Source organism: Pseudomonas synxantha, assembly GCF_900105675.1.
Classification (GTDB): domain Bacteria; phylum Pseudomonadota; class Gammaproteobacteria; order Pseudomonadales; family Pseudomonadaceae; genus Aquipseudomonas; species Aquipseudomonas synxantha.
In genome coordinates this window covers 6,710,741-6,735,864 of the sequence record NZ_LT629786.1, presented here as the reverse complement: position 1 = coordinate 6,735,864, position 25,124 = coordinate 6,710,741, and the positions used below count along the sequence as shown (strand labels likewise).

The following is a 25,124-nucleotide window of genomic DNA, read 5'->3' as shown; positions in this document are numbered from 1 at the left end:
TGGCTATCGGGGCAAAGCCCCTCCCACACTTCAATTGTGAACACAGTCAAATGTGAGAGGGGCGGTGCGACAATTCGACTTGCCCCCGATGAAGCCGGTACAAGCAACTGCGCTTGCGGATCAGACCTTCTGGTACAGCTGGCTACCTTCGCGCTTGAACCGCTCCGCCTGCTCAGCCAAGCCCTTGGCCACGTCCACTTCCACCGCCTCAATACGCTGGTTGGCGGCGTATTCGCGTACTTCCTGGGTAATTTTCATCGAGCAGAACTTCGGCCCGCACATGGAGCAAAAGTGCGCGACCTTGGCCGAATCCTTCGGCAGGGTTTCATCGTGGTAGGAACGTGCAGTGTCCGGGTCCAGGCCGAGGTTGAACTGGTCTTCCCAGCGGAACTCGAAGCGCGCCTTGCTCAAGGCGTTATCGCGAATCTGCGCACCCGGATGGCCTTTGGCGAGATCGGCGGCGTGCGCGGCGATCTTGTAGGTGATGATCCCGGTTTTCACGTCATCCTTGTTCGGCAAACCCAGGTGTTCCTTGGGCGTGACGTAGCAAAGCATCGCGCAACCGAACCAGCCGATCATCGCCGCACCGATACCCGAAGTGATGTGGTCATAGCCCGGTGCGATGTCGGTGGTCAGCGGGCCGAGGGTGTAGAACGGCGCCTCGTCGCAGCACTCCAGTTGCTTGTCCATGTTCTCCTTGATCAGTTGCATCGGCACGTGGCCAGGGCCTTCGATCATGGTTTGTACGTCGTGCTTCCAGGCGATCTTGGTCAGCTCGCCCAGGGTCTCCAGCTCGCCGAACTGTGCGGCGTCGTTGGCATCGGCGACCGAGCCCGGGCGCAGGCCGTCACCCAGAGAGAAGCTGACGTCATAGGCCTTCATGATTTCGCAGATCTCGTCGAAATGCGTGTAGGTGAAGTTCTCTTTGTGGTGCGCCAGGCACCACTTGGCCATGATTGAGCCGCCGCGCGAGACGATACCGGTGACGCGTTTGGCGGTCAGCGGTACGTAGCGCAGCAACACACCAGCGTGGATGGTGAAATAGTCGACGCCTTGCTCCGCCTGCTCGATCAGGGTATCGCGGAACAGCTCCCAGGTCAGGTCTTCGGCGGCGCCGCCGACTTTCTCCAGGGCCTGGTAGATCGGCACGGTGCCGATCGGCACCGGCGAGTTGCGGATAATCCACTCGCGGGTCTCATGAATGTGCTTGCCCGTGGACAAATCCATCACGGTGTCCGACCCCCAGCGAATGCCCCAGGTCAGTTTCGCCACTTCTTCTTCAATGGACGAACCCAGTGCGCTGTTGCCGATGTTACCGTTGATCTTCACCAGGAAGTTACGCCCGATGATCATGGGTTCCAGTTCGGTGTGGTTGATGTTGGCCGGAATGATCGCTCGGCCACGGGCGATCTCCTCGCGCACAAATTCCGGGGTGATGATTTTCGGCACGCTGGCGCCGAAGCTGTGACCGGCGTGCTGCTGGTCCAACAGGCCGCTGGCGCGGGCTTCTTCCAACTTCATATTTTCGCGGATGGCGACGTATTCCATCTCGGCAGTGATGATGCCTTTGCGCGCGTAGTGCATCTGCGTAACGTTGGCGCCGGCCTTGGCGCGGCGCGGGTTCTTCACGTGGGCAAAACGCAGGGCGGTCAATTCGGCATCGCTCAGGCGCTGCTGGCCAAAGTGCGAGCTCAGGCCCGTCAGGCGCTCTGTATCGCCTCTGGACTCGATCCAGGGCGAGCGCACATCAGCCAGGCCCTTGCGCACGTCGATGACAACATTGGGGTCTGTGTAGGGGCCGGAGGTGTCGTAGACCACCACGGGGGCGTTGATTTCGCCACCAAACTCAGTGGGGGTCACATCCAGGCTGACTTCCCGCATGGGCACGCGGATATCGGGGCGCGAGCCCTGTACGTAGATTTTTTGCGAACGGGTAAACGGCTGCACGGAGCCGGAGTCGACCTTGGCCGATTCACTCAGGTGCACGGTATTTTTTAGTTTTGTCGTCATCACGGGCTCTCCAACTTATCCAGGCGGTGGATTTTTGTCGGAGCGAACCTGTGACGGATGGACGCACTGAAACCAGTGCTGTGCTCGGTACTCGAGGGCCGTTCGATGGTCGAACAACATCCCGGACGAAGCACAAGAGGACTCGCCGGGTGACGAGAAATCTTGTTCCCTACGCAGGCGTTAACCTGATCAGGTTCAACGGGATCCGGTATTTACCGATCTCAGCCTTCCAACAAGGCACCCCGACAAGAACTCGGCCAGTCTAGACCATGGCGCGGGCAAATTGCCAATAGCGGTGCATTCAGCGTGATGAATGGCGTGATCGTGGGATTGTTGTGCCGTGATCCGGCCACTACACTCGGGCACTGCCTCAAGGCTTGACGCCAGGAATGGCCAGCCTTAGCCTTGAGCGCTAAATTATCGCCGTAATATTTAAACTAGGGATCGCCTCATGCTGCGCAAACTCTCACTGGCTCTTGCCGTGTCTTGTGCGACCAATGGAATGGTCTGGGCAGCTGAAGCGCCCTTGTCCACCAATACCGACCTGGTCAGCGTCTATCAGGAAGCGGCGCACAACAACGCCGACCTGGCCGCTGCCCGCGCCCAATATGGCGCGCAAAAAGAAGTAGTGCCCCAGGCTCGTGCCGGCTTGCTGCCAAACCTGTCGGCCGGTGCCGACAGCAATAATGTGCGCACCCAGATCGACCAGCCGGCCGCCACGGCCAACCGCGACGCCCACTCCTGGCGCGCCACACTGAGCCAGCCGCTGTTCCGCGCCGATCGCTGGTTCCAACTGCAAGCCGCCGAAGCCGTCAACGAACAAGCCTCGCTGCAACTGTCGGCCACCGAGCAGAACCTGATCCTGCAAAGCGCCGAGAGCTACTTCGCCGTGCTGCGCGCCCAGGACAACCTGGCCTCGACCAAGGCCGAAGAAAATGCCTTCAAGCGCCAGCTCGACCAGTCCAACGAACGTTTTGACGTGGGCCTGTCGGACAAGACCGATGTACTGCAATCCCAGGCCAGCTATGACACGGCCCGGGCCAACCGCATCGTTGCCCAGCGCCAGGTAGATGACGCCTTCCAAGCGCTGATCACCCTGACCAATCGCCAATACAATTCTATCCAGGGCATCGTCCACACCCTGCCCGTGCTGCCGCCGGCACCGAACGACGCCAAAGCCTGGGTCGAAACGGCCGGTCGCCAGAACCTCAACCTGCTGGCCAGCAACTACGCGGTGACCGCCGCCGAAGAAACCCTGCGCCAGCGCAAGGCCGGGCACTTGCCGACCCTCGACGCCGTCGCGCAATACGAAAAAGGTGACAACGACGCCCTGGGTTTCAGCAACCCGAATCAGTTGCCCATCCCGTACGGCGGTGATGTCTCCCAACGCACAATTGGGCTGCGTTTGAACATCCCGATCTACAGCGGCGGGCTTACCAGCTCGCAAGTGCGCGAATCCTATTCACGCCTGGACCAGACCGAGCAACAACGCGAGGGCCTGCGCCGCCAGGTGGTGGAAAACACCCGTAACCTGCACCGTGCTGTGAACACCGATGTGGAACAGGTGCAAGCACGCCGCCAGTCGATCATCTCCAACCAGAGCGCGGTGGAAGCCACGGAAATCGGCTATCAGGTGGGCACGCGCAATATCGTTGACGTGCTGGATGCACAGCGCCAGCTGTACTCCTCGGTGCGCAACTACAACAACAGCCGCTACGATTACATCCTCGACAACCTGCGCTTGAAGCAAGCGGCGGGCACCCTGAATCCAGGGGACCTGCAAGACCTGGCGCGCTACCTCAAGGCCGACTACAACCCGGACAAAGACTTCCTGCCGCCGGACCTGGCCAAGGCCGCCGCAGAGCAGCTCAAGGCCCGCCCGGGCTATTGATCACACTGCAAAACCAATGTGGGAGGGGGCTTGCTCCCACATTTGATGGGTGTCGGGTCAGTGAGCGATTAATCTTTCCAAACCGTCCAAAAGGCGTTTTAACGCCCCCTGATTGGCCTGCATCACTTTCAACCCCGCCTGCGCCATCCTGCGCGCATCCTGCGGCAGCTCGAACAGCTGCCTCACCGCTTCGGCCAAACCTTCTGCGTCATCCACCTCACGCAACGCCCCTGCGTCACGCATCATCGCGGTGATGTCGAGGAAGTTGAATACATGTGGCCCCATGATCACCGGCTTACCCAAAGCCGCCGGCTCAAGCGGATTGTGCCCACCGGTCGCCACCAGGCTGCCGCCGACAAAGGCGCTATCGGCCAGAGCGTAGAGAAACAGCAACTCGCCCATGGTGTCACCGAGCAACACGCAGGTTTGCGCAGTCACCGGCTCGCCACTGGAGCGACGTACCGTGGCATAGCCCTGCTGCACACAACGCTCAAACACCGGGCCAAAGCGCTCCTGGTGACGCGGTACCAGAATCAGCAATGCATTGGGGTAGCTGGCAAGCAATTGGCGATGCGCCGCGAGCACTACTTCATCTTCGCCTTCGTGGGTACTGGCTGCGATCCACACTGGCCGTTCACCGGCGCCCCATTGTTCACGCAACGCGGCGGCGCGTTCCGGCAATTGCGGATCGATGCTCAGGTCGAACTTGATCGAACCGGTAACCTCCACGGTTTCAGGGCGCGCGCCGAGACTGCGAAATCGCTCGGCCTCGGTTTCAGTCTGCACGGCGAACAAGCTCATTTCCGAGAGCATCGGCGCAGTCAGCTTGGCGAAACGCGCATACCCCTTGGCCGAACGCGCCGACAACCGTGCATTGGCCAGTGCCACCGGGATACCGCGCTGGGCGCAGGCATGGATATGGTTAGGCCAGAGCTCCGTTTCCATGATCACCGCCAGCCTGGGCTGCACGCGATCAAGAAATCGCTTGGCGGCGCAAGGCAAGTCGTAAGGCAAGTAGCAGTGCTGGATGCGCGGCTCGTTGGCGAACAGTGCCTGGATCCGCTCGGAACCGGTGGGCGTCATGCAGGTGACGGTGATCGGCAGCTGTGGATAACGCTCCAACAAACCACGGACCATCGGCGCGGCGGCAATGCTTTCGCCCACCGACACGGCATGCACCCAGATCCCGCCGGGACGCATCGCCGGCAAGCCATAGGAAAACCGTTCGCCCACACGCTTGGCATAGGCCGGCGCCTTGCGCGCACGCAACCACAAACGTAAGGCCACCAACGGCAGCGCCAGGTAAAACAGACAGCTGTAGAGAGTTCTATTCATGGCGGCGGAGTTTATCGGCTTTTTCAGTCGATCGCCTGCAAGCACTCGGCAAAACGTTTGGCCAGGAAGCGAGCGGCGGGTCCAAGGTGTTCATCGCGGCGCCACACCAACTCCACCACCAACGCCGGCGGCGTCCATTCGCTGGCCAACTCGACCATCTGTTGTTGATAGGTTGGGTACTGCACGATATGCCGAGGCAGCCAGGCCCAGCCCAGGCCACTCATCAGCCATTCGGCGAGTACGTAGAAACTGTCGGCGCGCCACACCAACGGGCTGGCCGCCTCGCTGCCGGGGTAGACGCTGGTCTGGGTCGACATCAGCAACTGCCGAAACTGAGCCAAGTGCTGGCACGTCACGTACTTTTCCTTGGCCAGCGGATGATTGACCCCGCATACCGTGACCATTTCCACACTGCCCACCACCCGTCGCTCCAGGGCCTCGGGGATCTGATCGTGGTAGAACAACAGCCCCAAGTCCGCTTTGCGCTCCACCAGCTTGCGCGCCACGTCGCCCTGGGCGGCGCTGGAGAGCTGCACTTCCAGCAGCGGGTAGTGCACCGCCAGTGCCTCGAGGCTATCGAGCACCGGCTGGAACAACATCGCCTCATCCTGGGCCAGGCGCAGGCAGGCTTCCTCGCCGCGGGTCAAGGACAGCGCCCGGCCGTTGAGCCGCTCACACTGGCGCAGCACTTCGCGCGCTTCCTCCAGCAATACGGCGCCGGCCTCGGTCAAACTCGGCTGGCGGCCGCTGCTACGCTCAAACAGGCTCACGCCCAAGTCCGCTTCCAGCAGCGCAATACCATTGCTGATCGCCGACTGGGCCTTGCGCTGATCGCGGGCGACGGCCGAAAACGAACGCCGTTCGGCGACGCTGACAAACAGGCGCATCTGTTCCAGGTTCCATTGCACGCTCATGACTCAACCCATCTCCAATCCAGATAGGTAATGACTTTACCGCATCTGGCAAACGACTAGAATGCCGACCTTATCGAGTACCTAACACACCGAGGGTTTCCCCATGAATGCCGCCTATATTTACCTGGCCATTGCCATTTGCTCGGAAGTGGTCGCGACCGTCTCCATGAAAGCCGTCAAGGGCTTGAGCACACCGATCCCGTTGTTGTTGATGATTGTGGGCTATGGCGTCGCGTTCTGGATGCTCACCCTGGTGGTGCGCACCGTGCCGGTGGGCGTGGCCTATGCGGTCTGGGCGGGGCTGGGGATCGTGATGGTCAGTGTCGCAGCGTTGTTCATCTATGGGCAGAAGTTGGATGTTCCGGCGATGCTGGGAATGGGCCTGATTGTACTGGGCGTGGTGGTGATCCAGTTGTTCTCGAAAACCGTCGGGCACTGACCGTCACTCAACAGCCTGTATACTGCGCCTCTTGTCTTGAACACTGAGGTTGCCGATGCCATCCGTTATTTCCACCGACGTTCTGATTGTCGGCGCCGGGGTTGCCGGCCTCTGGCTTAACGCACGCCTGCGCCGCCAGGGGTTTTCCACGGTAGTAGTGGAAAGCGCCACCCTGGGTGGCGGGCAAAGCGTGAAGTCCCAGGGCATCATCCACGGCGGTGCGAAATACGCCCTGCACGGCGCCCTCACCGGCGCCTCCGAAGCCATTGCCGACATGCCGCGCCGCTGGCGTGAAGCCTTGACAGGCGACGGTGAGCTGGACCTATCCGGCGTACGCGTACTGTCCCAAGCCCATTACCTGTGGTCACCGGGTACCCTCGCTGGCAACCTCACCAGCTTCTTCGCCAGCAAGGCCGTGCGCGGGCGCGTCGATCAGGTCAAGGGCGACGAGTTGCCCGCGGCCCTGCAAGACCGCCGTTTCAAGGGCAAGGTCTATCGCCTGGCGGAGTTGGTGGTGGACGTACCGAGTCTGATTGACCGCCTGGCGCAACTGGCGGGTGACGGCTTGCTTGCCGGCCAGCACATCGAGCCCCTGCTCGAGGACGGCACCTTGGTGGGCTTGAAGGTCGACGGCCGCGAGATCCGTGCCCAACGCATCGTATTGAGTGCCGGCGGTGGAACCGCCGATGTGCTCGCGGCCCTGGGCCTGAGCCAGCCGGCCATGCAAAAACGCCCGCTGCATATGATCATCGCCAAAGGTCCGGGCCTTAAACCCCTGTATGCCCATTGCCTGGGCGGCGGCACCAAGCCGCGCATCACCGTGACCACCCACCCGGCTGCCGACGGCAACTGGGTGTGGTACATGGGCGGCGATATCGCCGAGGCTGATGGCGTGGCACGCACACCAGAGGAACAGATCACCACCGCACAGAAAGAGCTGGCGCAATTGCTGCCCTGGATCGACATGAGCCAGACCCAGTGGGCAACCCTGCGGGTGGATCGCGCCGAACCGCTGCAATCGGGGCTGACCCGCCCCGATAACGCCTTCCTCGCCGAAGAAGGCCGCCTGCTGGTTGGTTGGCCGACCAAGCTGGCCCTGGCACCGGACTTCGCCGACCGGGTCCTGCACGCCCTGGAACGCGACGGCATCCGCCCTGGCGCCAGCGCGCCGCTGCCCGACCTGCCAAAACCGACTATCGGCCAACCTGCCTGGGAGCAACTGTTGCCATGAGCCTGCTAACCCTGCACGACTTTCATCGGCCCTTGGGCAACACCGGCCTGCGGGTGTCGCCACTGGGCCTGGGTACCGTCAAGCTGGGCCGCGACCAGGGGGTGAAATACCCCAGCGGCTTTCAAATCCCCAGCGACGAAGCGGCACGCAGGCTACTGCTCCTGGCCCGCTCGCTGGGCATCAACCTGATCGACACCGCACCGGCCTACGGCATGAGCGAAGAGCGCCTGGGCCCGTTATTGCGCGGGCAACGCAAGGACTGGGTAATCGTCAGCAAGGTCGGCGAAGAATTTGCCAATGGCGTGTCCCGGCACGATTTCAGCGCGGACCATACGCGGATGTCGATTGAACGCAGCCTGAAACGCCTTGAAACGGATTTTATCGACCTGGTGCTGGTGCATTCCGATGGCAACGACTTGCATATCCTCAACGATTGCGAGGTTTACCAGACCCTGGCAGAACTGAAAAAAGACGGCAAGATTCGCGCTTTCGGTTTTTCCGGCAAGACCGTCGAAGGCGGCGTAAAAGCGTTGGAACAGGGTGATTGCGCGATGGTCACCTACAACCTCAACGAGCAGGCCGAAAAAGCCGTGATCGATTATGCAGCAGCCCATGGCAAAGGCATCCTGGTGAAAAAGGCCCTGGCCAGCGGCCACGTGTGCCTGGAGCCAGGAGTGGATCCAATTGATGCCAGTTTCAAGCTGTTGTTTGCGCAAACGGGCGTCGCCAGTGCTATTGTCGGGACCATTAATCCGCTGCACCTGGCCCATAACGCGGCGACCGCTGCCCGGGTCATCCGTCAACTCTGATGCCGCCGACGCGGCCGACCCCGTCGCAAGAAGGAGCCGACATGCCGCGAACGCTGATTCGAAAAAACCCGAGTAACTTCAAGACACTGCCGCTGCACGTCGAAGCCACCCCCGAGGGCCTGAGCTACCAGAGCGTCGGCATGCCGCTCAATTTTGCCCAGACCCTGCAACGGCGCAAGCCGGTAGAGGTTCCGGACGCCGAGCGCTTCGCCCTCGAACTGGCGAACCTCGGCGTTTCGGTACGCCTGACCCTGCACTGGCAGAACAAGGATTACTGGGTGCTGGTGCGCCAACGCCGCCAGGACCGCGGCGATGTGGTGCTCAAGTTGATCTCCGGCTACGTCCCGGCCCATGAACTGAACCTGCCGCTGCACACCGCCATCCAGGAAATTGCCGAGGAATGCTTGCTCGAAACTCCGGAAGGCTGGCTCGGCGGACGTTTCAACGACACTTGGCTGCCGGCGCCCTACTCCGCCGCCCTGCATTACCGCGAAGCCCTGCCGTTTCGCCTGAGTCCCTTGTCCGGCGCCGCTCGCCCGGTACGCTGCGCCACCACTCAATTGATCGAGCGCCCGCGGGCCTACGTGCACCTGCCGACGGCGTCACTGCAGTTGATTTATGACCTGCGCCTGGAAGTGCCGAAGGAAGCCAAGTCCCTCAGCTTGTTCCATGTGGATGAACGCCTCGAAGGCGACCAACTGGTGGCGCGCCTGGACCGCCAGCGCCCGGACCTATACCTGATGCCATTGAAAGACGGCGAGCCGCTCGCCGAGTTGTACACCGTAAAGAAAGACCAGCTGTACCCGGCCAGCACACGCGGTTTGTACCTGGCGGAAAGCTTCGCCCGGCAGGAAGGCTGGCTGGTGCGCGATGAGCGGATTCGCTGGAAGGATTGGCTAAGACAGCAGGGCCTGGCAGAACCGGAAAAGGACTCGAAACTCAAGCGTCTGACCGGCAAGGCGCGGCAGATGCTGCGCAAGATCGTGCCGAAGAAGAGCTAGAGGCGAGCAGGCTCGCCCCAGTCGTCACAGAGGTTACTCGTTGTTGTTGCGGATTTTTTCGACGATTGCGGTGGTGGAGCTGTTTTCAACCAGCCCCAGCACTTTGACCGTGCCGCCATAGGCACTCACGATATCCGCACCGACCACCTTATCGACGGTATAGTCACCGCCCTTGACCAGCACGTCGGGCTTGACCTGGGCCAGCAGGTTCTCCGGGGTATCTTCGGAGAAGCTGATCACCCAGTCCACCGCGCCCAACCCCGCCAGCACCGCCATGCGTCGGTCGACACTGTTGATCGGACGGCCCGGGCCTTTCAGGCGGCTGACCGACGCATCGTCGTTGACCGCGACGATCAGGCGATCGCCTTGGGCACTCGCCTGCTCCAGGTAAGTCACATGCCCGGCGTGCAGGATGTCAAAGCAGCCGTTGGTGAAGACTATGCTCTCGTTGTGGGCGCGGGCATCGTCAATCGCCAGCAGCAATTGCTCCAGGCCCAGCACGCCGCGCTCCGAGCCTTCGGAGCGTTGGATCGCACGGCGCAATTCCGGCGCGCTGATGGCGGCGGTACCCAGCTTGCCCACCACAATACCCGCCGCCAGGTTGGCCAAGGCCACGGCGTGGGGCAACTCTTCACCGGCCGCGATAGACGCCGCCAGGGTGGAAATCACGGTGTCACCGGCACCGGTAACGTCGAACACTTCACGGGCCCGCGCCGGCAGGTGCATGGCCGGATGGTCAGGTCGCAGCAGGGTCATGCCGTGCTCGCCACGGGTCACCAGCAAGGCGCCCAGGTCGAGTTCAGCCATCAGAGCGGCGCCCTTGCTCACCAGCTCGTGCTCATCGACGCAACCGCCGACGATGGTCTCGAACTCGCTGAGGTTTGGCGTCAGCAGGCTCGCGCCTCGATAAATCGAGAAGTCCTTGCCCTTGGGGTCGGCCAGCACCGGAATGTTGCGGGCCTTGGCGGCCTGGATCAACACCTGGTGATTCTGCAAGGCGCCTTTGCCGTAGTCGGACAACACCAGCACCTTGACACCTTCAAGCCACGCATCGACCTGGTCGCTGAGGGCCAGTGCGTCGGTGGCGAAGGGTTCTTCGAAATCGATACGCAGCAATTGCTGGTGACGGCTCATGACCCGCAGCTTGACGATAGTCGGCTGATGGGCGATGCGCTGGAACAGCGCACGCACGCCGGCACCCTGCAAGCTGTTGGCCAGGCTGTCGGCAGCTTCGTCGTCGCCAGTCACCCCTACCAGGGAGGCCGGGGCGCCGAGGGCGGCAATATTGAGGGCGACGTTGGCAGCGCCACCTGGGCGGTCTTCGATTTGCTCGACCTTGACGACCGGCACCGGCGCCTCAGGGGAAATCCGTGAGGTACCGCCATGCCAGTAACGGTCGAGCATGACATCGCCGACCACCAAGACAGCGGCTTGATTGAATCGCGGCATGGACAACTTCATGGAGCAACCCACATACAAAATGAACAGGGGCGCGATATTAGCACAGGGTTTGCGGTCGCTTGCGCCCACTGCTGGCCAAATGTGGGAGGGGGCCTGCCCCCGATGGCGGTGTATCAGCTTGCACACTGCCGGCTGATCCACCGCAATCGGGGCATAGGTATCTACACAACTGACCGTGCTGACTTGCTCTTGCTCTTGCTCTGCTTTTGATTTTAGGCGCCCCGTTAAACCACGCTGGCCGGAATTCGACAGGGATTTGGGGGGTAAACCGGCAGGGATGCCGGTTTAGCCGCCCCGCGCCATGGATGGCGCGTGGCGGCGGCCCCCCAAATCCCTGGCGGATTACGGGCACACCGAGCCTGGGCGAGGTGCCGAGTGGGGGGGCAAGAGCCTTTTGGTTACTTTTGGGCTCTTTTCAAAAGTGACCCGCTGTAAAAGCGGAACCAATAGTGGCCGTAATCTAAATAACGGATATGTACTCGGTCCGATCCAACATTCTGGTCGGCTGTCAGGCCGCCATCGGGGGCAAGCCCCCCTCCCACAGTAGCTCTGTGTGTAGCTGTTGGATCAGGTGATGTCGGCCGTTACCGGTGCATCCAGCCCCATGGCATGCAGGCGAGCGTAATAACCGTTCTGCGCCAGCAACTCGCCGTGGGTGCCGCGCTCGACAATCCGCCCGTCGTCCATCACCAGGATCAGGTCAGCCTTCTCGATGGTCGACAGGCGGTGTGCGATCACCAGGGTCGTGCGACCTTGCATGACCTTGTCCAGTGCCGCCTGGATATGCCGCTCGGACTCGGTGTCGAGGGCCGAGGTGGCCTCGTCGAGAATCAACAACGGCGAATTCTTGAGCAGTGCCCGGGCAATGGCCAGGCGCTGGCGCTGGCCGCCGGACAACAGCACGCCGTTCTCGCCGACCTGGGTATCGAAGCCTTTGGGCAATTGGTCGATGAAGTCCTTGGCGTTGGCATCTGCCGCCGCCGCTTCAACGTCGGCGCGAGGCGCGCCGGCCAGGTCGCCGTAGGCGATGTTGTTGGTCACGGTGTCGCTGAACAGCGTCACGTGCTGGGTGACCTGGGCAATGTGCTTGCGCAGGTTGAGCAACTTGTAGTCTTCAATCTCTACGCCGTCGAGCAGGATTTCGCCGCTTTCATGGTGATAGAAACGCGGGATCAGGCTGGCCAGGGTTGACTTGCCGCTGCCCGAACGTCCCACCAGGGCGATCATCTGCCCAGGCTCGGCGGTGAAGCTGATGTCCTTGAGCACATGGCGTTCGGTGCCAGGGTAGGTGAAGTTCAGATTGCGCACTTCCAGGCGACCGCTGACCTTGTCACGCTCGATGGTGCCGTGGTCGACCTCAACGTCTTCGTCCAGTTGTTCGAAAATGCTTTCGGCGCCCGCCACACCTTTCTGGATGGTGGAGCTGACCTCCGACAGTTGGCGGATCGGCTTGGGCAACAAACCGGCCAGGGTGATGTAGGCCACCATGTCACCGGCAGAGGCGTCGCCACGCAGGTACAGGACCAGGAACATCAGCACAGCCATGGCGGAGTAGATCACCAACTGCAGCGCCGGGGTGTAGATCGCCCCGGTGCGGGTCATGCGCAGTTGCTTGTTGGTGTTGCTCTGGCTGGCCTTGAGGAAGCGCTTTTCTTCATAGACTTCACCACCGAAGCTGCGCACCACGCGATAGCCCTGGATGGTCTCCGAGGCCACGTGGGTGACGTCGCCCATGGCCACCTGGATCTTCTTGCTCTGCTTGCGGAATTTCTTGCTGGCGGTGCTGACCATCACGGCAATCAGCGGCAGGATCGCGATCATGACCAGCGTCAGTCGCCAGTTCATGTACAGCAGGGAGGCGAACAGGAAGATCACCGTCATGCCTTCGCGGATCACCACCTTGATGGCATCGGTCGCCGCCCCCGTGACCATGGTCACGTTGAAGGTGATGCGGGAAATCAGGTGCCCGGAGTTGTGGTTATCGAAATAACGGTTGGGCAGCGTCAGCAAGTTATTGAACAGCTGTACCCGCAGGTCGTGGACCAGGCCAAGGGAAACCTTGGCCAGCAGATAGTTGCCCAGGAACGAACCCAAGCCCTGCCAGGCCGCGATCAGGATGATCAGCAGCGGCACGGCCTGCAGCAGTTGCAGGTCGCGCAGGAATGGCACGGTCGGGAACAGCACGGCTTCCGGGTTGGAGAGGCCGTCGACAAAGTACTTGAGGATGTAACCCAGCATCGGCTGAGTCGACGCGAAAATCAGAAATCCGAGGATACTCAAGGCGAACAAGCCCATATAGGGCTTAACGTAACTGAGCAGACGGAAGTATATTTTCAAGCTCGAAGGGCTTGCGCTCGGACTGGAGTCGGTCATATCACGCGGCGTTTTGAAAAAGGAGGCTGACTTTAGCACAGCTTCTCTGTTGTACTTGCACCCGGTGTAACCCGCGGCCCGGTTGGATCCGACCGGCGACATTACATGGCCACTAGCTTAAGATGGTTGGCTTTCTCTTTCTGGAATGGCTCTACTGTATGCACTCCAAGCGCCTTAACTATGGCTCAAATCGGGTTTTCGACTTCCTGGTCCTATGGATTTTGCCTGTTGGCTTATTGCTGCTCCTGAGTGCACTGTTCTTTGTCGGCAATCGTAATGTACTGCACCGGATTTTCTACATCCTGTTCAGCGTACCGACCTTGGTTCTGTTGTGCATGCGCCCCAGGGAATTCAAGGATCTGTTGCGCGAGCCTCTGGCGATCGCCTTCCTGGCCTTTTCCGCCTGGGCGTTGACCAGCCTGCTGTGGAGCCCGGAACACAGCACCGACACCGACTTGTTCAAGCGACCGCTGAACACCTTCATGCTCTTTGGCGGATGCGGGCTGTTGCTGCATTATCGCAATGAATTGTTCAAGCCGATCTTCTTCAACGCCGCTGTCATTGCGCTGGCGGTCAGCCTGGGCAACCTGGTGGCGTTCGCCAAAGGTTTTCAACCAGGCATGCGCATGATCGGCGGCCTTGGCGCCCTCGATAACCCTTTGCTCAGCTCCCACCTTTTTGGTTTTTTCACTGTGTACTGGCTGTACGTCTGCATGACGACCCAGCGCATGAAGGTGTTGTGGTTCAGCGTACCGGCCTTGGCGATCATGACCATGGCCGTGCTGGCGACCGGCTCACGCACGCCTCTAGTGGCGTTGGGGCTGGCTATCCTGTGGATGAGCTTTGTCAGCCGCAACCGCCGCGCGGCGCTACTTGTCACCGGTATGGTCCTGAGCGCCGCCGGACTCCTGTTGTTCTTCCCCGAAATGATCACTGGACGTGGCAGCTCGTTCCGCCTTGAGCTGTGGACCATGACACTGCAGCTTATTGCCGAGCACCCCTGGATCGGACATAGCTACGACTCCGAGCTTTACCTAATGGTGGCCAATGACTACCAACTGCGCGAACCCCATAGCTTCGCCCTAGGTGTGCTGTATTACGTCGGCATCATCGGTTTTATCCCGTGGATTTTCATGCTCGGTTGGGGCCTGTACAAAGGCCTGAAGGAACGCGCGCAGCCGCTGTTCATCCTGGCCTCGTCGCTGCTGGCCTATGGCATCGGCGCCGGCCTGACCGAAGGCGGCGGCATTCTTTCGCGACCCAAGGAACACTGGTTCCTGCTGTGGATTCCCCTGGCGATTATCACCGGCCTGAGCATCGCCCAGCGCCATCGCAGCCTGTTGCGTATGCCGGTGCAAAACCTGAAGACTGCAGCCTTCGAGCAGATGTGCAGCAATGCCCATGTCATTGAAGCCGATGGTCTGGGACCTAAAGTTCTACGCCTGGAAGACGGCAGCTTCCTAAAGATATTCCGCCCACGCCGCTGGTACACCTCCGGCAGCTTCAACCCATATTCGGAGCGTTTTGCCAGCAACAGCGAGCAGTTGCGCACCCTGGGCATCCCCACGCCGGAAATCCTCGGACTCTATCGCCTGAGCGATGCCAGCAGCGCCGTGACCTATACGCCATTGCCCGGCCTGACCCTGCGCCAGGCCTTGCAAAGCCTGGACAGCAGCTTGCGCGAATCGCTGGTGGAGCGTTTTGGCCGGTTCATGGCGCAACTGCACGAGCGTGGCGTTTACTTCCGCTCGCTGCACCTGGGTAACGTGCTGTTGATGGACGACGGTGAGTTCGGCCTGATCGATGTGGCCGACCTGCGCATCTACCCGTCTTCACTGCGTTACGCGCTGCGCCAGCGTAACCTGCGCCATATGCAGCGTTATCCACAGGATCGCAACTGGCTGTTCGAAACGCACTTCGAGCAACTGGTCAAAGGCTACGCCTCGGTGGCAAGCCCAGCGGCTACCGCGAAAATCCGCGAGCAGGTCCAGAGCCTTTAAACTTCTGCAGGAGCGAGCAAGCTCGCTCCTGCAGGGTGAGGCGCCGTTTCAGCTCTTGAGCGGCGCCAGGTACAAACGCACCAAACCGCGCAATGTCTTGCGCCCCCAGAACTTCAACGGGATTTGCTTGAGAATCTCCCACGCCAGTGGGCGATCGCGGTCGGCGGTCTTGAGGAACATCGAGTTCAGGAAGTTGTAGCGCACCGCGTCATAGGCCGGGTGGTCGCTGAACTTGGCATAGGTCTTGAGAATGTTCTGGATCATGTAGCGATGGTTCTTGTACGTGTTGCTCGCGTGCTGGCGATACTTGGCCATCACCACGCCAAGGGCGTCGATGGTGTAGCCTGCCGCCGTGATCTTCAACTGGATCAGCAGGTCCTCCAGGGGAATCTGCGGGTCGAAACCGCCGACTTGCTCCAGCACCTCCCGACGAATCAGCATGGTTGGCGCCGGTGGGAACGGCTTGCGGTCCATAAAAATGTCGTCGAAGTCGAGACTGCGAAACGGCAGGTCGCGACGTTGCTTTTTCTCCGGATGCAGGTTGCCGTCAGCATCGATCAGCTCGATGTTGCCGGCACACATGCCCACCTTAGGCTTACCGTCCATATACGCGACCTGGGTGGCAATACGGTCCGCCAGCATGATGTCATCCGAGCCGAACGGTGCGATCAGGCTGCCCTTGGCGCGCGCGATCGCACCATTGAGGGTGGCGCTGAGGCCTTGGTTCTGTTGCACCTGGAAATCAAAGCCGTGTTCGGCCTGCAAGCGCAGGATACGTTCGACGCTGTCGTCCTTGGAACCGTCATCCACCACCAGCAATTCGATATTGGGGTAAGTCTGTCCGAGTACGCTGAGGATGCTCTGTTCGATGTACTGGCCGTGGTTATAGGAGGCGATAATTACCGAGACCAGGGGTTGTGGCTGATTCATGCTCTACCTACTTCACGCAAACCGGTTTCAATCAGGGCCAGGTACTTGTGCTTGAACTCTTCAAGAGTGTGATTGGCCTGCAGATAGCGGAACACCTCTTCACCCTTGGCGCGCAATTGTTCATCGCTCAGCGCCAGGTAGGTATCCAGGGCCGCGGCCAGTTGCTCGACGTTGCCCGGGTCGTGGGACAGTCCACCCGCGCCTTGCACCAGCGGCAGCATCGCCGGGCCATTGGAGGCAATCACCGGCAGATGGCCGCTCATGCCTTCCAGAAGCGCCAGCCCCAGGCCCTCGAACAGCGACGGCATGGTCCAGATATCGAAGCCGCGCACATACTTCATGCCGTCTTCGCGAAAGCCCAGCAAGTGTGCACGACCAGTCAGGCCCAGGCGCTCGATGTCGGCACGCAAGTCGGCTTCGGCGCGACCGGAACCGATGATGCCCACTTGGGCCTCAGGGTACTTGTCCTTGAGGGTTGCGAAAGCTTGCAGCAGGTGGGTGTGGCCCTTGATCGGCACCAGGCGGCCCAGGGCGCCGATCATCCGTGCGTCCATTGGCAGGCCCAGGGCCTTGCGGGCGTCGTCGCGGGTCAGTTGCAGGGCTTCGGCCTGGGGAATGTCGATGGCGTTGGTGACATAGGTGGTGTTGTCGCGGGTAAAGCCACAGTTGAGGTTCACCAGGTAGTCCTTCACCGCCTCCGACACACCGACAAACCGCCATGCCGGGCTGACCCAGCGTTGGGTCTGGCGACGACGATAACCACGGGCATATTCGCCAAAACCGTGGGAGATGCCGATGCACAGCGGGATTTTCAGCCAGCGATTGAGCGAGAGCATCATGTTTACCGACTTGAAGCGGTTACAGATGACCACATCGAATTTCTGCTCGCGGCAATACTTGTAGATCTGCCACATGGCACCGAAGCGAATGCCCTTGAGGGACTTCTCCGGCAGCTCGAAATAATGGGAGTGTTCAGCCACGCTCAGGGGCTGGCCGGGCAGCGGGCGGCCGCTGAGAAAGCCGGATGTCACCTCGAAACGCTCAGCCGGCAAGGACTTGACGATTTGCTCACCCAGGTCGGCGAAATCATTGGTCTTGACGTTGTAGTCCGGCTGTAACTGCAAAACCTTGAAACGCGGCTTCATAACTCTCCATGCAGCGATCTGGCTACGGGCACGCAGCCCGGTAAAAAAGGCGACAGGCGAATACCGACCTGCCTTCAATAGGCTCTCAGTCCCTCTTCAGGACCCACAACAGCTCGTGACGGCGCACGGCCTTGCGGAAGAATTCGTTCTCGCCGTAGGGCGACGGCTTGCGGCCCGCCAGCAGTTGCTGCAACCACCTGCGCACCCGGCGCTTGAACGGCGCGGGCGGTTGCAGGTCATGCATCATGCCCAAGGCCATGGCCTTGTCCTGCTGCTGGCTCAAACTGAGCGCAAAGCTGCAAGGCTCCATCTCGGCCCCACTCTCAAAACGCGGCGGCAGCGCTACGCCAGCCCCCGAATCGCCCATGGGCCAACGGTCGTTATCATGCAGGTGATTGGCGTAGCCGAGCAATGTGTCGGGCTGCCACTCCAGGCCCTGCAAGGCCTCAAGGATCGCCGTATGGGCACAGATGTGGTCCGCGTGAGGATCCAGCAACGGCGTGGGCAATACGATCACCTGTGGCCGCGCCTTGAGCAAAAGCGCCCGCAGGTCGGCAATCAGGTTATGCCAGGTCGGTGCGCCGTCCACATCCCCCGGCAGTGCAAAGCCGTTGAACTGGCGAAACAACCGCGTATCGCTTAAGTCAGCTTCGCGGGACGCCATAGGTTGATCCGGCGCAGCCTGCATGGCCTGCAACTGCATGCAGAAGTAGCCCAGTTGCACACACTGCGCTTCTGGCACACCGGCCCAGCGTGGCACGGCGATGCTGTCCCAGGCACGCAGGCGGCCCTTGAGGCGAGCGGCTTCAGCCTTGGGCAGCCCCATGTGCTGGTAATGTTCGGCTTCAATTTCACCGGCGGTCAGGGTCACGATCCAGCTTTCGGGCGCCTGGCTGTAAAGGCTGAACGCCGCCAGCTCGGCATCGTCGGCGTGGGGCGCGATCACCATCACCCGTTGCTGGCGATAGTCCGGTTGGCGAAAGCGCCAGAGTGTCGGCTGGCCCTTGATCCGGCAGAAACGCCCGCGCAGCCTGACATTGCCCGCCACCAAGGCTTCGGCGGCGCCGGTCAGGTTCAGGTAACGCCGCCCGGCGACGCCGCGTTCGAAGACTTGTCTATCCGGCGTCTCCAGGCCCAGGACGTCCAATGCAGGGTCGAGGAACCGCCCAAGCCAGGCGCTTTTCAATTCGACACCGACGATCAGGGTTTCATCGGCCGCCAGAGGCGTGTCTAACAGCAGCCGCCCCGCCTCCAGGCGCAGACCGGGCTGTTCGCTGCCGGCCGGAAACGCATAGCCGTAGCTGTCTTGGGGCGAGTAAAACAGGTGATCGGCAAACCAGGCTTCATGGGCCGCCCACAGCAGCACCGCCAGGAGCAGCGGCATCCACCAAGCCACCAGGACGCCGGCTGCCACCAGCACCAGCAAGCCGATCAACAGCGCGATGCGCTTGTTGCGCCGATGGCGCTTGAGCAGCTGCTGCTTGCGACTCATACGCTGAACACCGGCACCGGGTTGCACCAGCGCTCCTTGTACTCACGGTCGGAACGCCCGAAGGAGAAACGCAGCGACTTGTTCGCCGCCCGCGCCTGTTCCCACGCGCTTTGGGTATTGAGGAAACTCAGCACGCTGCCAGGGCTGAATGCGCGGGTTTCCGGGTCGACACCACCGTTGACGTACTCGGCGCTGAACCACTCATTGGACTGCACCTGATACACCAACTGCACCGCAATCGCGGCGTCATTGAGAAACAGCACCGAGCCGAACAGGAACTCCTTGAGCAGCTCCAGCACCTCGGCCAGGCGCGCCGCGCCTGCTGCGGGAAAGCCCCAGCGGCGCTGGAACAGGTCGCAATAAATCGCCGCCAGCTCCACGCTGGAAAACTCACTGACCGCCCGCGCTACGCCGCCCGCTTCTTCCAGCAGGCGCAATTCGCGGCGCTGGTTGTAGCGAAACTTCTTCGACAGTTCTTCTGGAGTGCGCGCCATGGCCAATTGCTCGGCCTGGGGCTTGAGGGTGCTGACGCGCCCCTCGTTCAACGCCGACAGGTAGCGCGCACGATGCCGCAACGGCACCTGCGCGTCGGCAGCAATAGGCAAGATGATCTCGGCATTGCCCAGGTCAAAGAGGCCTTTCTTGCCGCTGCGCTTGAGCACCTCCTTGGACAGGGCCAGGTCGCGCCCCCAGGTGGCTATCGCCCCCTTGAGTTCACCGCCTTGCTGCCAACCCAGGTAGCGCACCGGGATCTGCGCCAGCCCGGCCATCCGTTCGATCACCTGTGGATGAGTCGCCACGCTGCCGCCATAACGCTGCCAGGCCTGGGCGTAAACCTCGGCCTCGACAGGCGCCCAGCCACGTTCACGCCAGCCCTGGAAGCGGTTCAGCATTTAAACCACGGCGTCATAAGGGTCCACGCCGTCCTTGACCACGAGGATGTCTTCCATGATCAGGTACTGCAGGTCGGAGCCGAAGAACATGTTCAGCGCGTCGGTCGGCGAGCAGATCATCGCTTCGCCACGACGGTTGAGCGAGGTGTTCAGCGACACACCATTACCGGTCAGCACTTCCAGCTCTTTCATCATGTCGTAGTAGCGCGGGTTGTATTCGCGCTTGAGTACCTGGGCGCGGGACGTGCCATCTTCATGCACCACTTCCGGCACGCGGGTCTTCCACTCTTCGGCGACTTCAAAGGTGAAGGTCATGAACGGCGCCGGGTGATCGACCTTGATCATCTGCGGGGCCACGGTGTCGAGCATCGACGGGCAGAAAGGCCTCCAGCGCTCGCGGAACTTGATCTGGTGGTTGATGCGGTCAGCCACGCCGGTAGCACTCGGGCAACCGATGATAGAACGGCCGCCCAGGGCACGCGGGCCGAACTCCATGCGCCCCTGGAACCAGGCCACCGGGTTGCCGTCGACCATGATCCTGGCGATGCGCTGCGGCATGTTTTCGATCTTGCGCCAGTTCGGCTTGCTCGCGTGCTTGGCACAGGCGGCGATCACGTCTTCATTGCTATAGGACGGGCCGAGGTAGACGTGCTCCATCTTCTCAACTGGAACACCACGGGCGTGGGACACGTACGCGGCGGCACCCACAGCGGTGCCGGCATCGCCGGACGCCGGCTGCACGAACAGCTCTTTCACGTCGTCACGGGCGATGATCTTTTGGTTCAGCTTGACGTTCAGCGCACAACCGCCCGCGAATGCCAGCTTGCCGGTGTCCTTGAGGATGTCGCCCAAGTAGTAATCGATCATCTGCAGGGCCAGCTTCTCGAACAGCGCCTGCATGCTGGCCGCGTAGTGGATGTACGGCTCGTCGGCGATATCGCCTTCGCGCTTGGGCCCCAGCCACTCGATCAGTTTAGGCGAGAAGTAGAAACCCTTGCCCTTCTCTTTATAACGACGCAGGCCGATGACGTTGGCGTAGTCGGTGTTGATCACCAGCTCGCCGTTTTCAAACGAGGCCAGGCGCGAGAAATCGTACTTGCTGGCGTCGCCATAGGGCGCCATGCCCATGACCTTGAACTCACCGTCGAGCATCTCGAAACCGAGGAACTCGGTAATTGCGCCATACAGGCCGCCGAGGGAGTCCGGGTCGTAGAATTCCTTGATCTTGTGGATCTTGCCGTTTTCGCCGTAGCCGAAGAAGGTAGTGGCGTATTCACCCTTGCCGTCGATGCCGAGGATCGCGGTTTTTTCCTGGAAGCCCGAGCAGTGGTAGGCACTGGAGGCGTGAGCCAAGTGGTGTTCAACCGGTTCGATCTTGATTTTCTTCGGGTCAAAACCCAATTGCTCCAGGCACCAGACGATCTTGTTGCGATAGCGCTTGTAGCGACGGTTGCCCATCAGGATCGCGTCGAGGGCACGGTCCGGGGCGTACCAATAGCGCTTGGCGTAGTGCCAGCGCGCCTCGCCGAACAGGCTGATCGGGGCGAACGGGATCGCCACCACATCAACGTCGGAAGGCTTGATGCCGGCCTGTTCCAGGCAGAACTTCGCCGACTCGTAGGGCATGCGGTTCTTTGCATGTTTGTCGCGTACGAAGCGCTCTTCTTCGGCGGCCGCAATCAGCTTGCCGTCGATATACAGGGCTGCGGAAGGATCATGGCTAAGGGCGCCGGACAGGCCAAGAATCGTCAATGCCACAGGGGTCTAGCCTCTTTTAGTCTGCATGCAGGCGGGTCGCGCCTGAAAAAAGTGTGCCTCTCGCCTTGGCGAGAAACAGCTAAAGGGCGGGATTATAGCTTAAAAGCAGGGGGAAGCTGTTAGCGACACGCGCCAGGCTGGGAGGGCTACTACAGTTCGAGGCTACCGTCGGCGTTTTGCCGGTAGAGGGTGTAAGGCAAGGCAAGGGTATCCAGCACGGCGGAGACCGGCACATCGATAAAGGCCCAGGGAATACCGTCCAGCGCCAGGCCAGCTGCGGAACTCGGCGGTGCATGCAGTACGCACAGGTCATAAGCCACGCCGCTGTAGACGCGTGGAACGGACTGGCAATAGGTTTTTTTTGTCCTGAGCTCTCGCAGAGCGACGCTATCGTCACGCAGCACTGTCGTCACGGTACCGCAGCCGGCCAGCAACAACACGCTACCTAACAACGCCAACCGCCTTGTGATTCCAGTCTTCATGCTTGTTTCTCCTGTTGAGGGACTGAAACCTAACACTTTGACTCGTTACCCACAGGCTCTGCTGGACGCAGCTCAGCGTAGGAACCTTCTGGTTCAGCCCAACGGCCATGACGGTCGGCAAAAACACAGGAAGCCGTTAAACTCACGCTCTTTTGCGTCTGCGCCAGCCAATGCGTCGCGCTACGGAACTGCCTGCCCATGACCCGTCCTGCCCCCGCCGCCCTGCTTGCGCTGGGCTTGTGCACCACAGCCCTGGCCGACGATGCAGCGCTGACCCTCGACCCCAGCGTGATCACCGGTTCACGCAGCGCCAGCCCGACCTTCGACCTGCCGTATTCGGTGGACGGCATCAGCCGCGAGCAGATCAGCGGCGGCCAACTCGGCATCAACGCCTCCGAAGCCCTGTCCCGTGTGCCTGGCCTCGTGGTACAGAACCGCCAGAACTATGCCCAGGACCTGCAGATCTCATCCCGTGGTTTCGGCGCCCGCTCGGCATTCGGCGTGCGCGGCATCAAGCTGATCGCCGATGGCATCCCCGCCAGCACCCCCGACGGCCAGGGCCAGGCGGCGACCTTCAACCTCGACACAGCTGAACGTATCGAAGTGCTGCGCGGCCCGGCGGCGACGTTGTATGGCAGCAACGCCGGCGGCGTGATCCAGATGTTTTCCCGCGACGGCGAAGGCACGCCGCGCGTCGGCGCCGAAACCCTGGTAGGCAGCGACGGACTGAACAAAAACCACCTCAGCGCAGAGGGTGCGGCCAATGGCGCCGGTTTCGTGCTCGATGCCTCGCGCATGGATACCAATGGCTATCGCGACCACAGCAGCGCCCGCCGCGACCAGACCTTCGCCAAGCTCAATTTCGCGCCGGATGACGACAGCAAGCTGGCGTTGATCTACAGCAGCCTTGAGCAGAACGGTACGCAAGATCCGCTGGGGCAAACCTGGGCGGCGTACAAAGCCGATCCGCGTTCGGTGAGCTCCAATGCGCTGATCTACAACACGCGTAAAAGTATCGATCACCAGCAGTTGGGATTGAATTACGAGCGGTACATCGGTAATGCAACGTTGCAGGTGAATGCTTATACCGGGCGCAGGAATGTGATCCAGTACCTGTCGATCCCCAAAGGCACGCCGGCCAACGAACGCGGCGGCGGCGTGGTGCAATTTGACCGCAAGTTCTACGGCGGCAGCGTGCGCTGGATGCAACCCGTTGAAAGCGCTCCCGGCGATTTGATGATCATCACCGGCTTGGACTTCGACCAAAGCGAAGACAGCCGCCACGGTTACCAGAATTACAGCGGTAACACCCTGGGCGTGAAAGGCCAGCTACGTCGTGATGAAATCGACACGGCTCGCAGCCTCGACCCGTATATCCAGGCCAACTGGGCCCTCGACCGCTGGACCCTGCAAGCCGGTATCCGGCACAGCACCATGCAAATGGACGTCGACGATCAGTTCCTGAGCAATGGCGACGCCAGCGGCAACAAGACTTACCAGAAAAATACGCCGTCAATGAGCGTGATGTATGCGTTCACTCCCGAGCTGCACGGCTACGTCAGTGCAGGTAAAGGTTTCGAAACCCCGACCCAGGCCGAACTGGCCTACGCGCCGGGCAACGTCGAGGGCTTCAACTTCGGCCTGAAGCCGTCTGAAAGTACCCAATATGAAATAGGTTTGAAGGCGCAGCTAAACGACACACGGCTCAACGCAGCGGTGTTTCAGATCACCACTGAAGACGAACTGGTCGTGCAGCAATCCATCGGTGGCCGCACCAGCTACCAGAACGCTGGCCGCACCCTGCGCCGCGGCTTCGAACTCGGCATGGAAAGCCAACTCAGCGAACACTGGAGCACCAGCCTCGCCTACACCCGCCTGCAAGCAACCTACGACAGTGACTTCGCCAGCGCAGCCAATACTATCGATAAAGGCAACTACCTTCCCGGCGTACCGCAAACCACCCTGTTCGTCGAACTCAACTGGAAACCACGAGACTGGGTCAGCACCGCCATCGAGGGCCTGTACCGCAGCAAAGTCTATGTCGAAGACACCAACAGCCAACATGCCGCGCCGGGCTACAGCGTATTCAACTGGCGCGCACGGTTGGAGCAAAAGGTAGAGCACTGGACCTTTCACCAGACCTTGCGCCTGGATAACTTGTTGGATCGCCAGTATGTGGGGTCGGTGATAGTCGGTGACGGCAATGGTCGCTACTACGAAGCGGCGCCGGGGCGGTCGTGGTATGCGGGGGCTGGGGCTGAATATCAATTCTAATGTGGGAGGGGGCTTGCTCCCGATAGCGGTGGATCAGCTACAGAAACATCACTGACACCCCCGCTTCGGGGGCCCCACCACTCGGCACCTCGCCCAGGCTCGGTGTGCCCGTAATCCGACATTGATTTGGGGGCCGCCTGAGATCAAAAACACAGCGAGGCGGCCTTATAGCCGACCTGATCGTTGAAGCGTGCGCGTGCCCCTGTGGGAGCGGGCTTGCCCGCGAAGGTCGTTAACGATGACGCGGGAAACCAGAAAGAACGCGGCGTTCTCAGGTTTTTCGCGAGCGCTCCTACATAAAAAGCAGAAACACCGCCAGCGTATCTGCGATGCGCAGCGAGTCGCTTTTGATCTTGATCTCAGGCGCCCCGTTAAACCACGCTGGCCGAACGCAGGCTTGAAACCGTGGGTAACCCGGCAGGACGCCGGGTTAGCCGTCCTGGGCCAGGGATGGCCCATGACGGCGGCCCACGGTTTCAAGCCGGAGAGAGCGTTTTGCTTACTTTTGCGCTTTTGTCCGGTCCGTACACGCTTTCCAAAGTGAGCCGCTGTAAAAGCGGAACCATAAGTGGCCATTGCCCAAATAACGGATATGTACCCAGGACGAAAACCAACATCCTGCTCGGCTGTCAGGCCGCCACGGGAGCAAGCTCCCTGGTTTGCTGCGCGACAGCTTCACATCGAAG

General features: G+C 61.1%; 18 protein-coding genes and 1 riboswitch. Of the genes, 7 read left to right on the top strand and 11 right to left on the bottom strand.

Features of this window, described 5'->3' with window-relative positions; all coding sequences use genetic code 11:
- Positions 1–120 precede the first annotated feature (120 nt).
- The gene (gene thiC, locus BLU48_RS31095; protein ID WP_057023444.1) at positions 121–2,010 is read right to left on the bottom strand and encodes a phosphomethylpyrimidine synthase ThiC; all 1,890 of its coding nucleotides are present in this window, start codon (positions 2,008–2,010) and stop codon (positions 121–123) included.
- Positions 2,011–2,159: 149 nt separating this feature from the next.
- A riboswitch (TPP riboswitch) is annotated at positions 2,160–2,265 on the bottom strand.
- A gap of 196 nt (positions 2,266–2,461) precedes the next feature.
- Between thiC and BLU48_RS31090 the strand changes: the two genes are divergently transcribed.
- Positions 2,462–3,901, top strand: a complete 1,440-nt coding sequence (locus BLU48_RS31090; protein WP_057023445.1) for a TolC family outer membrane protein — start codon at positions 2,462–2,464, stop codon at positions 3,899–3,901.
- A gap of 57 nt (positions 3,902–3,958) precedes the next feature.
- Here BLU48_RS31090 and waaA read toward each other — a convergent pair whose 3' ends face one another.
- On the bottom strand, positions 3,959–5,236 hold the full coding sequence (gene waaA, locus BLU48_RS31085) for a lipid IV(A) 3-deoxy-D-manno-octulosonic acid transferase (protein WP_057023446.1): 1,278 nt from the start codon (positions 5,234–5,236) through the stop codon (positions 3,959–3,961).
- A gap of 23 nt (positions 5,237–5,259) precedes the next feature.
- A complete protein-coding gene (locus tag BLU48_RS31080) occupies positions 5,260–6,150 on the bottom strand; it encodes a LysR family transcriptional regulator (protein ID WP_057023447.1) in 891 nt (296 codons plus the stop codon).
- Between the two features lie 103 nt (positions 6,151–6,253).
- On the opposite strand from BLU48_RS31080, the gene BLU48_RS31075 reads away from it, so the two are divergent.
- Genes BLU48_RS31075 through BLU48_RS31060 form a run of 4 tightly spaced genes read left to right on the top strand, consistent with a single transcriptional unit; the run spans position 6,254 to position 9,630 of the window.
- Positions 6,254–6,589, top strand: coding sequence for a DMT family transporter (locus BLU48_RS31075; RefSeq protein WP_057010712.1), 336 nt, complete (start codon positions 6,254–6,256; stop codon positions 6,587–6,589).
- A gap of 55 nt (positions 6,590–6,644) precedes the next feature.
- Complete coding sequence (locus tag BLU48_RS31070; protein WP_057023448.1) at positions 6,645–7,820, top strand: NAD(P)/FAD-dependent oxidoreductase; 1,176 nt, start codon at positions 6,645–6,647, stop codon at positions 7,818–7,820.
- Positions 7,817–8,629: an aldo/keto reductase gene (locus tag BLU48_RS31065; RefSeq protein ID WP_057023449.1), complete on the top strand. Its 813-nt coding sequence runs from the start codon at positions 7,817–7,819 to the stop codon at positions 8,627–8,629. The genes BLU48_RS31070 and BLU48_RS31065 overlap by 4 nt, the downstream gene beginning before the upstream one ends.
- A 41-nt stretch (positions 8,630–8,670) precedes the next feature.
- On the top strand, positions 8,671–9,630 hold the full coding sequence (locus BLU48_RS31060) for a hypothetical protein (RefSeq protein WP_043047922.1): 960 nt from the start codon (positions 8,671–8,673) through the stop codon (positions 9,628–9,630).
- Between the two features lie 33 nt (positions 9,631–9,663).
- On the opposite strand, the gene hldE is transcribed toward BLU48_RS31060, so the two are convergent.
- Both hldE and msbA read right to left on the bottom strand, forming a co-directional pair.
- Positions 9,664–11,091: a bifunctional D-glycero-beta-D-manno-heptose-7-phosphate kinase/D-glycero-beta-D-manno-heptose 1-phosphate adenylyltransferase HldE gene (gene hldE, locus BLU48_RS31055; RefSeq protein WP_057023450.1), complete on the bottom strand. Its 1,428-nt coding sequence runs from the start codon at positions 11,089–11,091 to the stop codon at positions 9,664–9,666.
- Positions 11,092–11,658: 567 nt separating this feature from the next.
- Positions 11,659–13,464 (bottom strand): lipid A export permease/ATP-binding protein MsbA, encoded by a 1,806-nt coding sequence (msbA, locus tag BLU48_RS31050; protein WP_057023532.1) that lies wholly within the window; start codon positions 13,462–13,464, stop codon positions 11,659–11,661.
- Between the two features lie 158 nt (positions 13,465–13,622).
- Here msbA and BLU48_RS31045 point away from each other — a divergent pair, with 158 nt between their 5' ends.
- A complete protein-coding gene (locus tag BLU48_RS31045) occupies positions 13,623–15,464 on the top strand; it encodes a bifunctional O-antigen ligase/aminoglycoside phosphotransferase family protein (protein ID WP_057023451.1) in 1,842 nt (613 codons plus the stop codon).
- A gap of 48 nt (positions 15,465–15,512) precedes the next feature.
- On the opposite strand, the gene BLU48_RS31040 is transcribed toward BLU48_RS31045, so the two are convergent.
- The 6 genes from BLU48_RS31040 to BLU48_RS31015 form a co-directional block, all read right to left on the bottom strand.
- Positions 15,513–16,394, bottom strand: a complete 882-nt coding sequence (locus BLU48_RS31040; RefSeq protein WP_057023452.1) for a glycosyltransferase — start codon at positions 16,392–16,394, stop codon at positions 15,513–15,515.
- The gene (locus BLU48_RS31035; protein WP_057023453.1) at positions 16,391–17,539 is read right to left on the bottom strand and encodes a glycosyltransferase family 4 protein; all 1,149 of its coding nucleotides are present in this window, start codon (positions 17,537–17,539) and stop codon (positions 16,391–16,393) included. The genes BLU48_RS31040 and BLU48_RS31035 overlap by 4 nt, the downstream gene beginning before the upstream one ends.
- An 85-nt stretch (positions 17,540–17,624) precedes the next feature.
- On the bottom strand, positions 17,625–19,031 hold the full coding sequence (locus BLU48_RS31030; RefSeq protein ID WP_057023454.1) for a PIG-L deacetylase family protein: 1,407 nt from the start codon (positions 19,029–19,031) through the stop codon (positions 17,625–17,627).
- On the bottom strand, positions 19,028–19,924 hold the full coding sequence (locus tag BLU48_RS31025; protein WP_057023455.1) for a GNAT family N-acetyltransferase: 897 nt from the start codon (positions 19,922–19,924) through the stop codon (positions 19,028–19,030). Before BLU48_RS31025 ends, BLU48_RS31030 begins: the two co-directional genes overlap by 4 nt.
- Positions 19,925–21,682, bottom strand: coding sequence for a carbamoyltransferase family protein (locus BLU48_RS31020; protein WP_056847122.1), 1,758 nt, complete (start codon positions 21,680–21,682; stop codon positions 19,925–19,927). It abuts the gene before it with no gap.
- Between the two features lie 149 nt (positions 21,683–21,831).
- Entirely contained in the window at positions 21,832–22,164 is a 333-nt protein-coding gene (locus tag BLU48_RS31015) for a YceK/YidQ family lipoprotein (protein ID WP_057023456.1), read from the bottom strand.
- A gap of 198 nt (positions 22,165–22,362) precedes the next feature.
- Between BLU48_RS31015 and BLU48_RS31010 the strand changes: the two genes are divergently transcribed.
- Positions 22,363–24,438, top strand: coding sequence for a TonB-dependent receptor family protein (locus BLU48_RS31010; RefSeq protein ID WP_057023457.1), 2,076 nt, complete (start codon positions 22,363–22,365; stop codon positions 24,436–24,438).
- The last annotated feature ends 686 nt before the right edge of the window (positions 24,439–25,124 follow it).

Bases quoted from the DNA above. Each gene is read 5' to 3' on its own strand.
- BLU48_RS31060 (WP_043047922.1), top strand. From the start codon at position 8,671: ATGCCGCGAACGCTGATTCGAAAAAACCCGAGTAACTTCAAGACACTG.
- BLU48_RS31025 (WP_057023455.1), bottom strand. From the start codon at position 19,924: ATGCTGAACCGCTTCCAGGGCTGGCGTGAACGTGGCTGGGCGCCTGTC.
- BLU48_RS31015 (WP_057023456.1), bottom strand. From the start codon at position 22,164: ATGAAGACTGGAATCACAAGGCGGTTGGCGTTGTTAGGTAGCGTGTTG.
- BLU48_RS31090 (WP_057023445.1), top strand. From the start codon at position 2,462: ATGCTGCGCAAACTCTCACTGGCTCTTGCCGTGTCTTGTGCGACCAAT.
- msbA (WP_057023532.1), bottom strand. From the start codon at position 13,464: ATGACCGACTCCAGTCCGAGCGCAAGCCCTTCGAGCTTGAAAATATAC.
- BLU48_RS31065 (WP_057023449.1), top strand. From the start codon at position 7,817: ATGAGCCTGCTAACCCTGCACGACTTTCATCGGCCCTTGGGCAACACC.
- BLU48_RS31075 (WP_057010712.1), top strand. From the start codon at position 6,254: ATGAATGCCGCCTATATTTACCTGGCCATTGCCATTTGCTCGGAAGTG.
- thiC (WP_057023444.1), bottom strand. From the start codon at position 2,010: ATGACGACAAAACTAAAAAATACCGTGCACCTGAGTGAATCGGCCAAG.
- BLU48_RS31035 (WP_057023453.1), bottom strand. From the start codon at position 17,539: ATGAAGCCGCGTTTCAAGGTTTTGCAGTTACAGCCGGACTACAACGTC.
- BLU48_RS31040 (WP_057023452.1), bottom strand. From the start codon at position 16,394: ATGAATCAGCCACAACCCCTGGTCTCGGTAATTATCGCCTCCTATAAC.
- BLU48_RS31045 (WP_057023451.1), top strand. From the start codon at position 13,623: ATGCACTCCAAGCGCCTTAACTATGGCTCAAATCGGGTTTTCGACTTC.
- waaA (WP_057023446.1), bottom strand. From the start codon at position 5,236: ATGAATAGAACTCTCTACAGCTGTCTGTTTTACCTGGCGCTGCCGTTG.
- BLU48_RS31070 (WP_057023448.1), top strand. From the start codon at position 6,645: ATGCCATCCGTTATTTCCACCGACGTTCTGATTGTCGGCGCCGGGGTT.
- BLU48_RS31080 (WP_057023447.1), bottom strand. From the start codon at position 6,150: ATGAGCGTGCAATGGAACCTGGAACAGATGCGCCTGTTTGTCAGCGTC.
- BLU48_RS31030 (WP_057023454.1), bottom strand. From the start codon at position 19,031: ATGAGTCGCAAGCAGCAGCTGCTCAAGCGCCATCGGCGCAACAAGCGC.
- BLU48_RS31010 (WP_057023457.1), top strand. From the start codon at position 22,363: ATGACCCGTCCTGCCCCCGCCGCCCTGCTTGCGCTGGGCTTGTGCACC.
- hldE (WP_057023450.1), bottom strand. From the start codon at position 11,091: ATGAAGTTGTCCATGCCGCGATTCAATCAAGCCGCTGTCTTGGTGGTC.